The sequence below is a fragment of the Aliivibrio sp. 1S128 genome, from assembly GCF_001691065.1.
Lineage (GTDB): Bacteria > Pseudomonadota > Gammaproteobacteria > Enterobacterales > Vibrionaceae > Aliivibrio.
The window spans coordinates 1-15,445 of the sequence record NZ_MAJV01000111.1 but is presented as its reverse complement, the minus strand read 5'-3'; the positions used below and the strand labels follow the sequence as shown (position 1 = coordinate 15,445).

Here is a 15,445-nt window from a genome sequence, read left to right as displayed (position 1 = left end):
GACAGAATATGACACTCATATTCTGTCTTTTTTTTTCATAATTACACCTATAAACACACCAAAATTCCGAATATCCCCCCATATATTGTAAATAAACTACACACACAAGCTACGTGCTACAGTTAATTAATTGATTTAAAAGTAATAAACACCTAAACCAATTAATGATTACCCCTTTAGGGTAGTTTTATTTCGTAATTGATCCACGTCATATCTACATAATCATTCATAATTCATCATATATGCATATCAAATATAATAGGAATTCTTATGAGCAAGATGAAACTAGTTATCATCGGTAATGGCATGGTTGGTCATCGCTATATCGAAGATTTAGTAGAGAAAACAGATGTTCAAAATATGGATATCACGGTGTTCTGTGAAGAACCACGTATCGCTTATGATCGTGTTCACCTTTCCTCTTACTTTTCTCATCATACTGCTGATGACCTCTCTCTTGTAAAAGAAGGATTCTATGAAAAGCACGGCCTTAATGTATTAATTGGCGAACGTGCCATTAACATTAACCGTGAGAAACAAGTGGTTTATTCAAGTACTGGTCGTGAAATTCAATACGACAAACTCGTTCTTGCTACTGGCTCTTTTCCATTCGTTCCACCAATTAAAGGTAACGAAAGTAAAGACTGTTTTGTGTACCGCACGATTGAAGATCTTAAATCTATCGAAGCTACCGCTAAAAACAGTAAAAGTGGTGTTGTTATTGGTGGTGGCCTGCTTGGACTTGAAGCCGCTGGCGCACTTAAAGCATTAGGCGTTACAACACATGTTGTTGAATTTGCTCCTGTATTAATGGCAGAGCAACTGGATCAACAAGGTGGCTTACAGCTGCGTAATAAAATCGAACGTATGGGGGTTCAAGTTCATACGAGCAAAAATACATTAGAAATCGTTCCAGAAGGCAAAGATGCACGTAATGTCATGCGTTTTGCTGACGGTACTGAACTTGAAACTGATTTCATCGTCTTCTCTGCAGGTATTCGCCCTCAAGATAAATTAGCTCGTCAAATGGGCTTAGGTGTTGCTCCTCGTGGTGGAGTTGAAATCAATAACAACTGCCAAACAACAGATAGCAATATATACGCGATTGGCGAATGTGCTTCTTGGAACCGTACTTTCTACGGTCTGGTTGCCCCTGGTTATAAAATGGCAACGGTTGCCGTTGACCATTTACTAGGCAATGACAGTGCATTTGAAGGTGCTGACATGAGTGCTAAATTGAAATTACTTGGCGTTAAAGTAGGTTCAATTGGTGACGCAAATGGACGAACTCCTGGTTGTAAGAGCTACGTTTACCAAAACGAAGAACAGGAAGTGTATAAGCGCATTATCGTTTCTGAAGACGGTAAGAAATTACTGGGTGCAGTAATGGTTGGAGATACTTCAGATTACGGCGATCTACTTCAGCTTAAACTGAACGACATTGATTTACCTGATCACCCCGATCTTCTTATTCTTCCAGCGCACGCTGGTGCAGAAAAGCCGTCTTTAGGCGCAGACTCTCTGCCTGAAACTGCCGTGATTTGTTCATGTTTTGATGTAACCAAAGGCAAAATTTCTCAAGCAGTTGCAGATGGCAATCACACAATGGCTGAAATTAAAGCCGTGACTGGCGCGGGTACTGGTTGTGGCGGTTGTCTTCCTCTTGTCGCATCGGTTCTTAATGCTGAATTGGCTAAATCAGGCATCGAAGTTAAAAACGACGTTTGTGAGCACTTTGCTTATTCTCGCCAAGAATTATTCCACCTAATTCGCATCGAAGAAATCAAGACATTCGATGAACTATTAGAGAAATACGGTAAAGGTTACGGCTGTGAAGTGTGTAAACCACTAGCGGGATCTATTCTTGCTTCTTGTTGGGGTGAGCACATTCTTAAACCAGCATTGGTTAAACTGCACGATACCAACGATAACTTCCTAGGTAACATTCAAAAAGATGGTACTTACTCTGTCATTCCACGTATGGCTGGCGGTGAAGTCACACCACAAGCACTAGGTGCATTAGCGGCCGTTGCTGCTGAATATAACCTTTACACTAAAATTACGGGTGCTCAACGTATTGGTTTATTCGGTGCTCAAAAAGACGATCTTCCAACCATTTGGAAAAAACTCATTGAAGCAGGTTATGAGACAGGACAAGCTTACGGTAAAGCTTTACGTATGGCTAAGACGTGTGTTGGTTCAACATGGTGTCGTTACGGTGTTCAAGACTCTGTCGGTTTGGGCGTAGCACTTGAGAATCGCTACAAAGGTATTCGTACTCCTCATAAAATGAAGTTTGGTGTCTCGGGTTGTACGCGTGAATGTGCAGAAGCACAAGGTAAAGATTTAGGCATCATTGCAACCGATGCGGGTTGGAACATGTACGTGTGTGGTAATGGGGGAATGAAACCTCGTCACGCTGACTTGTTAGCAACGGATCTAGACCAAGAAACGCTAATTAAATACATCGACCGTTTCATGATGTTCTACATTAGAACAGCAGCTCCACTGCAACGTACGTCAGTATGGATGGATAACCTTGAAGGTGGCGTTGATTATTTACGTGAAGTGATTGTGGATAATAAGCTTGGTATTAACGACCAACTTGAAACTGATGTTGCATCACTGATTAATAACTTCAGCTGTGAATGGACAGACACCATTAATGATGAAGCTCAACTAAAACGTTTCTCTCACTTCATTAACTCTGAAGAACGCGATGATAATGTTGTATTTGTTTCTGATGGCCGCGAACAACACCGCCCAGCAACGTATACAGAGAAAAATCCAAACGCGAAAGGCGATATCTTGCATGTTGCTCTAACAGAAACAAGTGTGGAGAAATAATCATGACGACTAAATTCCAAAAAATCTGTCCACTAGACGACATCATTCCAGGTACAGGCGTTTGTGCATTAATTAACGGTGAGCAAGTGGCGATATTTCGTCCAAACGCTGATGACAAAGTGTTTGCTATCAGTAATCGTGACCCATTTGCAAACTCTAACGTATTGTCTCGTGGCCTTACCGTTCAACACCAAGGCGAACTTTGGGTTGCAAGCCCATTGAAGAAACAACGCTTTAACCTTACTACTGGGGTTTGTATGGAAGACGAACGCTTTAACGTAAAAGCGTATAACGTTCGAGTCATTAAAAATACCGTAGAAATCGCAGCATAAACTGAGATTCGATAGTTCAAGGGTTTCTAGCCTCACCTAGGAGCCCTTTCCTATCTAATTTTAATCTTTAACTTTTAATAAAGGGACTCTTATGTCTTATGTAAAACCTGCTGAATTAGTTCAAACAATGATCGATGTTGGCGAAGCAAAAGTAAAAACATCAAGTCGTGATCTTCTTTTACGTGGCACGATGGCGGGTATCATCCTTTCTCTTGCTGTTGTCGTTGCGATTACAACAATTGTGCAAACCGGTGTTGGTATTGTTGGCGCTTTAGTCTTCCCTGTCGGTTTTTGTATTCTGAGTCTTATGGGCTACGACTTATTAACGGGTGTTTTTGGTCTTGCACCACTTGCTAAGTTTGATAACCGTCCTGGCATCACTTGGGGTCGAATCTTCAGAACGTGGGGATGGGTTGGTCTTGGTAACCTAATCGGTTCTCTACTTGTTGCTTTTCTTATTGCACTTGTTTTTACGATGAACTTTAGTGTTGAGGCCGGCGCGGTGGGTCAAAAATTCATCGCTGCTGCAACAAGTCGTACTATGGGCTACGCCGCACATGGTATGGATGGTTGGATCACCGTATTTGTCAAAGCAATTCTTTGTAACCTAATGGTATGTTTAGGCGTTATCGGCAATATGACGGCTCGCTCTGTTGCAGGTAAGATTGCAGCAATGTGGCTTCCAATCTTTATTTTCTTTGCATTAGTATTTGAACACGCTGTAGTTAACATGTTCCTATTCCCATTAGGTATGATGCTGGGTGCTGATTTCACTATTATGGATTGGTTAAACTGGAACTTAATTCCAACGCTGCTTGGCAACCTTGTGGGTGGCCTTCTATTTACGTGTATTCCTCTGTACCTAACACACGCAAAAACTGCACCATCATTGGATCTTAAATAACAGAAAAATAAGTCATCGCATTTGTTATAACTCATTCAAATAAAATCACTCTTGATCTGGTATTAAGGGTGATTTTTTTTATCGACTCTTACATAATGGAGTCAGCGTCAATATTCACATATTATTCTGGAACCCTATTATGCCAAGTATTCAAGCTCAGTCTGAGCAAAAAAAACAAAACGGATTTGTTTCTCTTGTTGGTGCAGGTCCTGGTGATGCCGATCTCTTAACCGTAAAAGGTTACCGCTTAATACAACAAGCCGATGTAGTTGTGTATGATCGCCTTGTCTCTAAAGAAATCTTAGCGCTCGCAAATGATACTGCTGAAATGATTTATGTCGGTAAGAAACTCGATTTTCATTTCGTCCCTCAAGACAAAATTAATCAAATATTGGTTGATAAAGCCCAAGAAGGTAAACACGTTGTTCGCCTTAAAGGCGGAGATTCCTTTATCTTTGGCCGTGGCGGTGAAGAATTAGAAACGCTTGCAGAAAATGGGGTTCAATTTGAAGTGGTTCCAGGTATTACAGCCGCAGCAGGCGCGACCTCTTATGCGGGGATCCCACTAACACATCGAGACCATGCTCAAAGCGTGCAATTTATTACCGCTCATGTTCAAAAAGATGGAGCAGAAATTGAATGGGATGCATTGGCTCGTTCAAACAACACGCTGGTATTTTATATGGGACTAAAACAATCTTCTCATATTTCAACTCAGCTGATCGAGCACGGTTTATCTGCAGATACCCCTTGCGCTATTATTGAACGTGGTACGACTCAAAAACAGAAAGTCTTTACCGGTACTATTTCAGAATTAGCTCAAATGGCAAAAAATGCGATTAGTCCTTCTTTAATTGTCGTCGGTAGCGTAACGACCTTGCATCATAAATTAGATTGGTTTACTCCAACAAATGCTGAGTAATGAATAAATAAGCACGCCCTATTCTAAATACAAAAAAGCCCAAGAAAATCTCTTGGGCTTTTTTATTTATAGACTCGCAACAATATTATTTAATATCGATGTGCTCAAAACCTTTAATTAAGTCATCTAACGCTTTCATTTGTTTTAAGAAAGGTTCTAGTTGATCTAATGGTAATGCAGAAGGACCGTCACACAGTGCTTTATCTGGCGTTGGGTGAGCTTCAATAAATAAACCCGCAATACCCGTCGCTAAACCTGCTTTAGCAAGTTCAACCGTTTGTGAACGACGTCCACCAGAGGCTTTACCACTTGGATCGCGATTCTGTAAAGAATGCGTCACATCAAAAATGATTGGGCTACCATTTGATACTTTTTTCATCACACCAAAGCCAAGCATATCAACCACTAGGTTGTCGTAACCCATGCATGAACCACGCTCACAAAGTATGATATTTTCGTTACCACACTCAGCAAACTTATCAACAATATTACCCACTTGATCAGGGCTCATGAATTGTGGTTTTTTCACGTTAATGACAGCACCTGTTCTAGCCATTGTCTCAACTAAATCAGTTTGACGAGCAAGGAAAGCTGGAAGTTGAATTACGTCCACCACATCAGCAACAGGTTGAGCTTGTGCCTCTGTATGGATATCCGTAATAATTTTTACACCAAACGTATCTTTCAATTCTTGAAAAATCTTTAGACCTTCTTCCATACCAGGGCCGCGGTATGAATGAACTGACGAACGGTTTGCTTTATCAAAAGACGCTTTAAATACGTATGGGATGCCTAATCGATCAGTGATCTCTACGTAAGTCTCACACATGCGCATAGCCAAATCACGAGACTCTAATACATTCATACCTGCAAATAAGGTAAACGGCTTATCATTTGCTACATCGATATTGCCAATTTTTACTGTTTTTTGATTTTGCATTATCTTCACTCTTAATGGAGAACGGTAGGGTGTTGTTCTAATAATAATTGAACTTGCTTCTTCATCAGCATCGCTGAAGGATCATTAGGGCACTGTTCAATAAAATAGATTAAATCATTTTTAGCGACATCATTACAGTGTAGTTGCTGATAGATTAATCCTCTATCGCGGATCTCAAAGGGATCATCTGGCACCATACTCAATGCAAGATCACTACACGTTAATGCAAATGAAAACTTACGCTCTCTAATGCACGCCGTTTTAATCACAGCTAGTAAACGCCCAATTAATGTTGGATTATCTATTGATTCTAAATGCACCGGTAATATTTGTGCTAATGGGCCACCATAGCCAATAAGCCATGCGGTCATCAAATGCGTACTAACATATTGCCCATCAAATGGATTCAAATAAAGAGGTGCTTGATTTGGCCATTCGACTTTCAATACTAACTGAGTGGGAAAATTAATCGCACTAACTGGCAGATTTACGTATTCACATAAGTGCAAAAAAATAGCACCTAACGTAACTGGGATACCCTTCTTACTCTCAAGCACATAATCAATAAATGCATTTTCAGAGTTGAAGTAAGAATCAGTATCACCTTGGAAACCCCATTCTACATAAAAAAGATGAATCAACTGCTCTAAGCGCTGCTCATCATTAATTTCATGAACTAACGCTTGTTCTGCCTCAATACACATTTCTCGTAGTTTGATGTCAACTCGTAGTCTTTGTATTTCAGGATTAATCGCTAAATTAAGCGCTAAAGCCCCAGCTACAAGATTAAGGTCTTCTAAATTTTCACCAAGCAACTGAAACATATTTACCCCAGAAATGTCGCTTTCGTCATCGCGATATTAGCTGCAACCATCAACCAACCTAATGCGCCAAGGAAGGCAAATGTTTTAAATACTTTGTTTTTACTGCTTCCTAGAGTGACAAACCCCAGAGCGATATAAACCAAAACACAAGTCAATTTCTCAGTTAACCAAGGAGCTGCACCTGTAAATGGAATGAATCCAGTTATAAAAATAAGTGCAACGCCACTTAATAGCATTGCCGTATCAACAACATGAGGAACGCGTTTTAAAAATGCTTTATTACGAAGATCTGAATCAACCATCATTAATACATAGCGAACAACAAATAGCAGTACGCTACAAGCAATCATAAATAGGTGAATATGTTTAACAGCGGTATACATGAATTATCCTTTATTCTCTGTGTTTACTGACCATTGACCTAACGTAACACGGTCATTACCAGCATAATCTTGTTCTGTTTTGACATTATCAAAGCCATGCGCTTCAAAATAAGTACGTAGTCGCTTACCTTGTTCAAAGCCATGTTCCATAAGCAACCAGCCATTATCAACTAAATGATTTCGGCTATGTTCCATAATATGAATTAAATCGGCAAAGCCTTCTTGCTCTGCAACTAATGCTGTTTGAGGTTCGAACCGTACATCACCTTGAGATAAATGAGGATCATTTCCATCAATATAAGGTGGATTGCTCACAATAATAGAAAACTGTTCATCGGGTTTAATTGGCGCAAACCAACTTCCCTGGCGAAATTCAGTATTCATAATATGGTTACCTTTGGCATTAGCTTGCGCTAATTCAACTGCATCTTGTTGATAATCAACACCAATAACACTAATAGCAGGCATTTCAGAAGCAATCGCTAATGCTATCGCACCAGTCCCTGTTCCTAAATCTAATACCTTTGTTGATAATTCATCAAGGTGGTCTAGAGCAATCTCAACTAAACGCTCTGTATCAGGGCGAGGAATTAATGTTGTAGGGGAAACTTTAAGTGGTAATGACCAAAATTCTCTATAACCTACGATGTAAGCAATAGGTTCACCAGAAAGGCGACGGGAAAGTAACGATTCAAATGCTGTTAGCTCTGTATCAGTTAGCTCTTTTTCAGGCCAAGTCAACAGGTAGCTTCTTGGTTTATCTAAAATATGACACAGCAGCACAGAGGCATCAACCTGAGGAGAAGCACTCCCCCCAAGTTGCAGCAATTGAATTGAATGCTTTAACAGCGCTTCAATAGATTGATTCATTAGTTATTTTCAGCTAGCGCAGCAAGTTGGTCTGCTTGATATTCTAATACAACAGGTTCGATCAACGCGGCTAGATCCCCTTCCATCACTTCATTCAAACGGTAGATAGTCAGGTTAATACGGTGATCAGATACGCGACCTTGTGGGTAGTTATACGTACGAATACGGTCTGAACGGTCACCCGAACCTAATAGATTACGACGCGTATCAGAAACAACAGCGGCACGACGAGCTTCTTCTGCTTGAATAATACGAGCAGCAAGAACAGACATCGCTTTTGCTTTGTTTTTATGTTGTGAACGTTCGTCCTGACACTCTACTACTGTACCCGTAGGTAAGTGAGTAATACGAATAGCAGAATCGGTGGTGTTAACGTGCTGACCACCCGCGCCTGATGAACGGAAAGTATCAATTTTCAAATCAGATGCTTTGATCTCTGGTAAATCCGCTTCTGGGATTTCAGCCATCACAGCAATTGTACACGCTGAAGTATGCACACGACCTTGCGATTCTGTTTCTGGTACGCGTTGAACTCGGTGACCACCTGATTCAAATTTCAATACACCATAAGCGCCATCGCCACTTACTTTTGCGATCATCTCTTTAAAGCCACCTTGCTCTGAAGCATGAGAACTCATGACCTCAATACGCCACCCTTTTTTCTCAGCAAAACGAGAATACATACGGAAAAGGTTACCCGCAAAAATGCCGGCCTCATCACCACCAGCACCGGCACGGATCTCTAAGAAACAGTTACGTTCATCATTTGGATCTTTTGGAATAAGCAGTACTTGTAATTCATCTGTTAAACGTTCACTTGCTTCTTTTGCTTCTTTAATTTCATCTTGCGCCATTTCACGCATTTCAGCATCGTCTTCTTGTGCCATTTCTTGAGCAGCAATAAGATCTTCTTGTACTTGTTCATACGCTTGGAAGCATTGTGTCACTTCTTCCAGTTGAGAGTATTCACGAGATAACGCACGGAATTTATTTTGATCACCAATAATGCCTGGGTCACCTAATAAATGCTGAACTTCTTCATAACGTTCAACTAACGTTTCCAATTTTACTCGAATTGATGCTTTCATATTATAATTGATTCTTTATGTTGGTAGCCTAAGCTACACTTAGTTGTCTAGACCAATACTTCTACGGATCACAGCAAGTTTATCTGGCTCACCATTTTTGGCGGCCTGCTGCATCGCAAGTGTTGGTGCATGAATGAGTTTATTCGTTAATTTATTGCTTAACTCTGCTAAAACTTTTTCGGCATTTTGACCAGAAGCTAAGGCTTGAATACTTTTTTGTAATAATTCAGTACGGATTGATTCTGAATTTTCTCGATATTGACGAATACTATTAACCGCTTGACGAGAGCGGATCCACGTCATGAAGCTCGCACTTTCTTCACTGACTATCGCTTCAGCTTGAATAGCTTCTATCTTTCGTTGCTCAATATTGTGGTCAATGATCGATTTAAGATCATCTACCGAATACAGATAAGCATCATTTAATTCTGCGACCTCCCCTTCTATATCTCTAGGGACAGCAATATCAACAAACAGCATCGGCTGATGTTTTCGTTGCTTTAATGCGCTTTCAACCATGCCTTTACCAATAATAGGTAACGGACTGGCTGTAGAACTGATAATGATATCTGCTTTTGGTAGATATTCTGGTATTTCAGGAAGACTTATAACATCTGCATTAAATTGCTCAGCAAGCCCCATCGCTCTCTCTCGAGTACGGTTTGCAACAATAAGTTGCTTACAACCCGCAGCATCTAAATGCTTAGCAACCAATTCAATAGTTTCTCCGGCTCCGACTAAAAGAACGGTAGAATCAGCAAGAGACTCGAAAATTTGACGAGCTAAAATACAAGCAGCATAAGCAACAGAGACTGCATTACCACCGATATTGGTTTCTGTACGAACTCGCTTAGCTACTGAAAAGTCACTCTGGAATAACTTTTCAATTGTCCCTTCCACAGCATTATGCTCTCTTGCATCTGCGAAGGCTTTTTTAACTTGACCTAAAATTTGCGGTTCGCCTAACACTAATGAATCTAATCCGCACGAAACGCGCATTAAATGTTTTACTGCGGCTTGCTCTTCATAAATATAAATACTAGGCATTAATATATCTAAAGAAACACGATGAAACTCAGCTAACCAATTAAGAACATAACCACTACTGACCCCGGTTTTTACTTCACAATAAATTTCCGTTCGATTACAGGTCGATAGAATTACGCCACTTTGAATCGCATCACTATTTTTTAATTCATCTAACGCCTTAGTTAATTTGTCTGGAGAGAAAGCGACTTTCTCACGCAAATCAACAGAGGCTGACGTATGATTGATTCCAACAACAAGCAATGACATTCGGCAAACAGACCAATAAAAAAATAACAAGGACGAATTTTACTTGATGCGACCGAATTTTAAAAGACATGAGGGCGTCCAGTCGGAAAATTAGTGACCAATAAACACTATTTAGCTCCAAATCCGCTAACAATTTGCTACAATCTCAAAATCCACTTTGAATTATGCATGAGATTTTCAATGATGTGCTCTCGTTTTACTCGCTTTCCTTTTGCTATTCTCATCTTGACGCTATTCCTTAGTGCTTGCTCTAGCGTGCCACTAACTCCACAACAATCTACAAATTGGGATAAACACCAAACTCAATTAGAAACGATTTCCCGTTACCAAGTCACAGGAAAAATTGGTTACCAATCTCCAGAAGAGCGCCACAGCTTAAACTTCCAATGGATACAGAAACCGAATAGTAGTCAATTATTGCTTACGACATTTTTAGGTCAAACGGTAATTAAAGCCTCAATGACCGAAGGACATACCATTATTGAAACGGGTGACGGTCAAACCTTTGAAGGACAAGATCCTGGCCGGTTAATGTACGGCCTTACCGGATTAAACCTTCCCATTGGTTATCTAGGAGATTGGATAAAGGGGTTGCCGACCGATGCTGATGATTTCGATCTCAATGAACTCAATACTGTGGATCATTTAGTAAAACAAATTGGCCAAACTAATTGGCATCTACGCTACAATAGTTATATTGAAAAAGGACAAGTACTACTGCCAAGTTCAATGAAACTTACCCAACAAAAAACAACCATTAAAATCATTGCTTCAAATTGGACTGTTTCTCAATGATAAAAAGTTACTCAATGATCACAACATCAACTCGTTGGCCTTCCCCAGCCAAATTAAATTTATTTCTTTATATCAATGGCCAACAAGCCAATGGCTATCATGAATTACAAACCTTATTTCAATTCATAGACCTATGCGACTACCTCACCATTACTGCAAACAAATCAAATGACATCACTCTTTCTCCTGATATTCCAGGAGTTAAAACAAAAGACAATTTGATATGGAAAGCGGCAACTCTACTTCAACAACACGCTCAATGCTCTTTTGGCGCGCATATTGAAATAGAAAAAATATTACCTATGGGTGGTGGTATTGGTGGTGGTTCGTCAAATGCAGCAACCGTATTAGTTGCCCTCAATTTTCTTTGGGGACTTAATTTAAATAATGAAGTACTAGCAGATTTAGGAGTCAAACTTGGGGCAGATGTACCCATTTTTGTTCACGGTTTTTCCGCTTTTGCAGAAGGCATTGGTGAGAAATTACAACCAGCCACTCCTAAAGAGCAATGGTACCTACTGATCAAACCAGAGGTGAGCATTTCTACTGTTGATGTGTTCAGTCACCCAGATTTGATTAGAAACACACCAAAACAGCCACTTAACGTACTTTTGGACGCTCCGTACGAAAACGATTGCGAAAAAATTGTCAGAAGTGTGTATCCAGAGGTTGATTCCCAACTTTCATGGCTGTTAGAATATGCGCCATCAAGACTAACTGGAACAGGTGCTTGTGTTTTTGCTGAATTCAACAGTGAAAAAGAAGCAAAGCATGTTTATTCCTTAATCTCTGATAGTGTAACTGGATTTATCACCCGAGGTATAAATACTTCGCCACTCAACCGCCAATTGGAAGAGTATAAATCATTATGCAAAATATAAAATTCTCACAATTTGGACGCAACCCTGAGGTTTCCACCGTGCCTGACATGAAGCTATTTGCTGGTAATGCAACTCCTAAACTAGCCCAACGTATCGCTGATCGACTATACATTTCACTTGGTGACGCTACTGTAGATCGTTTTTCTGACGGCGAAGTAGCTGTTCAAATTAACGAGAATGTACGTGGTAGTGATGTTTTCATCATCCAGTCTACTTGTGCTCCTACTAATGACAATATCATGGAATTAGTAGTAATGATCGATGCTCTTCGCCGCGCTTCTGCTGGCCGTATTACAGCAGTAATCCCTTACTTCGGTTATGCTCGTCAAGACCGTCGTGTACGTTCTGCTCGTGTACCAATCACTGCTAAAGTTATTGCAGATATGCTTTCAAACGTTGGTGTTGACCGCGTTTTAACTATCGATCTACACGCAGAACAAATTCAAGGCTTCTTCGACGTACCTGTAGATAACATTTTCGGTACTCCTGTACTGCTTGATGATATGCGTACCCGTGGCCTAGAAAACCCTGTTGTTGTTTCTCCTGACTTAGGTGGCGTTGTTCGTGCCCGTGCAACAGCTAAAGCGCTAGGTGATGTTGATATCGCTATCGTTGATAAGCGTCGTCCACGTGCTAACGTTTCTGAAGTAATGAACCTTATCGGTGATGTTGACGGTCGCGATTGCGTTATCGTTGATGACATGATTGATACTGGCGGTACTTTATGTAAAGCAGCTGAAGCCCTAAAAGAACGCGGTGCAAAACGTGTATTTGCTTATGCAACTCACGCTGTATTCTCTGGTTCTGCAGCAGAAAACATTGCAAACTCAGTAATAGACCAAGTTGTTGTTACTGACTCTATTACTCTATCTAAAGAAATGGCAGCAACAGGCAAAGTAACTGAACTTAGCCTTTCTCGCATGCTAGCTGAAGCGATTCGTCGTATTAGCAATGAAGAGTCTATCTCTGCAATGTTTGACCACTAATCAAACAAAAACCTATTCAAAACGCCCTGCATATGCGGGGCGTTTTTGTATTTGGAATTCTTGTGTTAATATGGCGCGCCTTTTTAATGGGACATACTAATACCATTAATTGTCTTTAGTTCGACCTACACTAAATAAGTTTATTAATGATATTAGTATCCAAATAGAGAGATAAGTCTTTGAGCGATCAAATCAAACTTCTTGTTGGACTAGCAAACCCTGGTCTTGAGTATAAAAGAACTCGTCATAATGCAGGAGCATGGGTCGTTGAAGAACTCGCCCGTGTACATAACGTAACATTAAGAGAAGAAACTAAATTCTTCGGATTAACAGGTAGAATCCAAGCCAATGGTCAGGATCTTCGATTGTTGATCCCAACAACGTTTATGAATTTATCAGGTAAAGCTATTGCTTCAGTAGCTAAGTTTTATCAAATAAAACCAGAAGAGATCTTAGTTGCTCATGATGAGCTAGATCTTCCTCCTGGTGTTGCTAAATTCAAAAAAGGTGGTGGGCACGGTGGTCATAACGGCTTACGCGATACCATTAGTAAATTAGCGAATACGAAAGAGTTTTATCGACTTCGTATTGGCATTGGCCATCCAGGCCATAAAGACAAAGTTGCCGGTTTTGTTTTAGGAAAAGCGCCTACCAAAGAACAAGAGTTAATCGATGCTGCAGTAGATGAATCTACTCGTTGCTTAGATATCTTGCTTAAAGACGGATTAAGTAAAGCACAAAATCGTTTACATACATTCAAAGCTGAATAACAAAGATAAGGTTTACATCATGGGTTTTAAATGCGGAATCGTTGGTCTTCCAAACGTTGGTAAATCAACACTGTTTAACGCACTAACTAAAGCAGGAATTGAAGCTGCAAACTTCCCTTTCTGTACTATTGAACCAAACACTGGTGTGGTTCCGGTTCCTGATCTACGTTTAGACGCATTAGCTAAAATCGTAAATCCAGAGCGTATCCTTCCAACTACAATGGAATTTGTAGACATTGCAGGTCTGGTTGCTGGTGCATCTAAAGGTGAAGGTCTAGGTAATAAATTCTTGGCTAACATCCGTGAAACAGATGCTATTGGCCATGTTGTTCGCTGTTTTGAAGATGACAATATCATTCACGTTGCTGGTAAAATATCACCAATTGAAGATATCGAAATCATCAATCTTGAACTTGCTCTTGCCGATTTAGATTCATGCGAACGCGCAATCTTACGTCAAGCTAAAAAAGCAAAAGGCGGCGATCAAACGGCTAAGTTTGAAATTTCAGTACTTGAAAAGCTATTACCTGTTTTTACAGAAGGTGGCATGGCTCGTACGGTTGAACTTTCAAAAGAAGAAGTTGCAGCGGTTTCTTACCTTAACTTCCTAACGTTAAAACCAACAATGTATATTGCTAACGTTGCTGAAGATGGTTTTGAAAATAACCCATATTTAGATCTTGTTAGTGAGTATGCCGCAGCAGAAAACAACGTAGTTGTTGCTGTATGTGCAGCCATTGAATCAGAGCTATCTGAACTTGACGACGCAGATCGTGAAGAATTCTTTGCTGACATGGGAATTGAAGAACCTGGCCTAAACCGTGTTATCCGTTCAGGTTATGAGTTATTAACTCTACAAACGTATTTTACTGCGGGCGTTAAAGAAGTTCGTGCTTGGACTATCCCTGTAGGTGCTACAGCACCACAAGCTGCCGGGAAAATCCACACTGATTTTGAAAAAGGTTTCATCCGTGCAGAAGTTGTAGGTTACGACAACTTTATCGAATTTGGCGGGGAAAGTGGCGCTAAAGAAGCGGGCAAATGGCGCCTTGAAGGAAAAGATTACATCGTTAAAGATGGCGATGTAGTGCATTTCCGCTTCAACGTATAATAAAAAAGGCCAGCATATTTGCTGGCCTCTTTATTACTTGTCTATATTTCAAACAGTTAAAACCTATTACTTCTTATCTTTTACATATCACTACTTCTTATTTCTAACTCTTATTCTTATTCTTTTGCTCTAAATCACTCTATTTTGCATATAAAAAGCACGCTTTGATTAAAATCCGTTCGAACAAACAAAGAATTCATATTTTTTTCAAAAAAGTGTTGACGCATAAGCCTCTGGTAAGCATAATGCGCTCCGTCCTCACCGATAAGACGGAAGAGAGACAAGTTAGAAAGAAAGAAACAATTTGGCTACTTAGCTCAGCTGGTTAGAGCACATCACTCATAATGATGGGGTCACAGGTTCAAATCCCGTAGTAGCCACCATACAACTTTTAATTGGTTTACCATTCGCCGATTAAAATATAGAATAACTACTCTTTATTGATTAAGTAACGATTGTTCTTAATAATCAAACAGTAGAACGCGGACGTGGCGGA

At 40.2% G+C, this 15,445-nt stretch carries 15 protein-coding genes and 1 tRNA gene; 10 read left to right on the top strand and 6 right to left on the bottom strand.

The window, feature by feature from the left end:
- The first annotated feature begins 270 nt into the window (after positions 1–270).
- The 4 genes from nirB to cobA all read left to right on the top strand — a co-directional run bounded on the left by nirB (position 271) and on the right by cobA (position 5,005).
- Positions 271–2,847 (top strand): nitrite reductase large subunit NirB, encoded by a 2,577-nt coding sequence (nirB, locus tag A6E03_RS15750; protein WP_065601229.1) that lies wholly within the window; start codon positions 271–273, stop codon positions 2,845–2,847.
- A 2-nt stretch (positions 2,848–2,849) separates the two neighbouring features.
- A complete protein-coding gene (gene nirD, locus A6E03_RS15745; protein ID WP_017023123.1) occupies positions 2,850–3,179 on the top strand; it encodes a nitrite reductase small subunit NirD in 330 nt (109 codons plus the stop codon).
- A gap of 91 nt (positions 3,180–3,270) precedes the next feature.
- Positions 3,271–4,083 (top strand): formate/nitrite transporter family protein, encoded by an 813-nt coding sequence (locus A6E03_RS15740; RefSeq protein WP_023603619.1) that lies wholly within the window; start codon positions 3,271–3,273, stop codon positions 4,081–4,083.
- A 139-nt stretch (positions 4,084–4,222) separates the two neighbouring features.
- The gene (gene cobA / locus A6E03_RS15735) at positions 4,223–5,005 is read left to right on the top strand and encodes a uroporphyrinogen-III C-methyltransferase (RefSeq protein ID WP_065591402.1); all 783 of its coding nucleotides are present in this window, start codon (positions 4,223–4,225) and stop codon (positions 5,003–5,005) included.
- Positions 5,006–5,090: 85 nt separating this feature from the next.
- Here the strand turns inward: cobA and kdsA are convergent, their stop codons facing one another.
- Genes kdsA through hemA form a run of 6 tightly spaced genes read right to left on the bottom strand, consistent with a single transcriptional unit; the run spans position 5,091 to position 10,406 of the window.
- Positions 5,091–5,945 carry a 3-deoxy-8-phosphooctulonate synthase gene (kdsA, locus tag A6E03_RS15730; RefSeq protein WP_012549587.1) on the bottom strand — a complete coding sequence of 285 codons (855 nt, stop codon included), beginning with the start codon at positions 5,943–5,945 and terminating at the stop codon, positions 5,091–5,093.
- An 11-nt stretch (positions 5,946–5,956) separates the two neighbouring features.
- The gene (locus A6E03_RS15725) at positions 5,957–6,769 is read right to left on the bottom strand and encodes a SirB1 family protein (protein WP_065591401.1); all 813 of its coding nucleotides are present in this window, start codon (positions 6,767–6,769) and stop codon (positions 5,957–5,959) included.
- Between the two features lie 2 nt (positions 6,770–6,771).
- The gene (locus A6E03_RS15720; RefSeq protein WP_065591400.1) at positions 6,772–7,152 is read right to left on the bottom strand and encodes a SirB2 family protein; all 381 of its coding nucleotides are present in this window, start codon (positions 7,150–7,152) and stop codon (positions 6,772–6,774) included.
- 3 nt (positions 7,153–7,155) lie between these two features.
- Positions 7,156–8,022, bottom strand: coding sequence for a peptide chain release factor N(5)-glutamine methyltransferase (prmC, locus tag A6E03_RS15715; RefSeq protein WP_065601228.1), 867 nt, complete (start codon positions 8,020–8,022; stop codon positions 7,156–7,158).
- The gene (prfA, locus tag A6E03_RS15710; RefSeq protein WP_065591398.1) at positions 8,022–9,110 is read right to left on the bottom strand and encodes a peptide chain release factor 1; all 1,089 of its coding nucleotides are present in this window, start codon (positions 9,108–9,110) and stop codon (positions 8,022–8,024) included. The genes prmC and prfA overlap by 1 nt, the downstream gene beginning before the upstream one ends.
- A 39-nt stretch (positions 9,111–9,149) precedes the next feature.
- Positions 9,150–10,406 carry a glutamyl-tRNA reductase gene (gene hemA / locus A6E03_RS15705; RefSeq protein ID WP_065591397.1) on the bottom strand — a complete coding sequence of 419 codons (1,257 nt, stop codon included), beginning with the start codon at positions 10,404–10,406 and terminating at the stop codon, positions 9,150–9,152.
- Between the two features lie 168 nt (positions 10,407–10,574).
- Here hemA and lolB point away from each other — a divergent pair, with 168 nt between their 5' ends.
- The 6 genes from lolB (at position 10,575) to A6E03_RS15675 (ending at position 15,332) form a co-directional block, all read left to right on the top strand.
- The gene (lolB, locus tag A6E03_RS15700; protein WP_255310655.1) at positions 10,575–11,201 is read left to right on the top strand and encodes a lipoprotein insertase outer membrane protein LolB; all 627 of its coding nucleotides are present in this window, start codon (positions 10,575–10,577) and stop codon (positions 11,199–11,201) included.
- Between the two features lie 14 nt (positions 11,202–11,215).
- On the top strand, positions 11,216–12,082 hold the full coding sequence (gene ispE / locus A6E03_RS15695; RefSeq protein WP_065601283.1) for a 4-(cytidine 5'-diphospho)-2-C-methyl-D-erythritol kinase: 867 nt from the start codon (positions 11,216–11,218) through the stop codon (positions 12,080–12,082).
- A 38-nt stretch (positions 12,083–12,120) separates the two neighbouring features.
- Positions 12,121–13,068 (top strand): ribose-phosphate pyrophosphokinase, encoded by a 948-nt coding sequence (locus tag A6E03_RS15690; protein WP_065591809.1) that lies wholly within the window; start codon positions 12,121–12,123, stop codon positions 13,066–13,068.
- Between the two features lie 179 nt (positions 13,069–13,247).
- Entirely contained in the window at positions 13,248–13,838 is a 591-nt protein-coding gene (pth, locus tag A6E03_RS15685) for an aminoacyl-tRNA hydrolase (protein WP_065591396.1), read from the top strand.
- A 19-nt stretch (positions 13,839–13,857) separates the two neighbouring features.
- Positions 13,858–14,949, top strand: coding sequence for a redox-regulated ATPase YchF (ychF, locus tag A6E03_RS15680; RefSeq protein ID WP_065591395.1), 1,092 nt, complete (start codon positions 13,858–13,860; stop codon positions 14,947–14,949).
- A gap of 306 nt (positions 14,950–15,255) precedes the next feature.
- Positions 15,256–15,332: transfer RNA gene (locus A6E03_RS15675), tRNA-Met, on the top strand.
- The last annotated feature ends 113 nt before the right edge of the window (positions 15,333–15,445 follow it).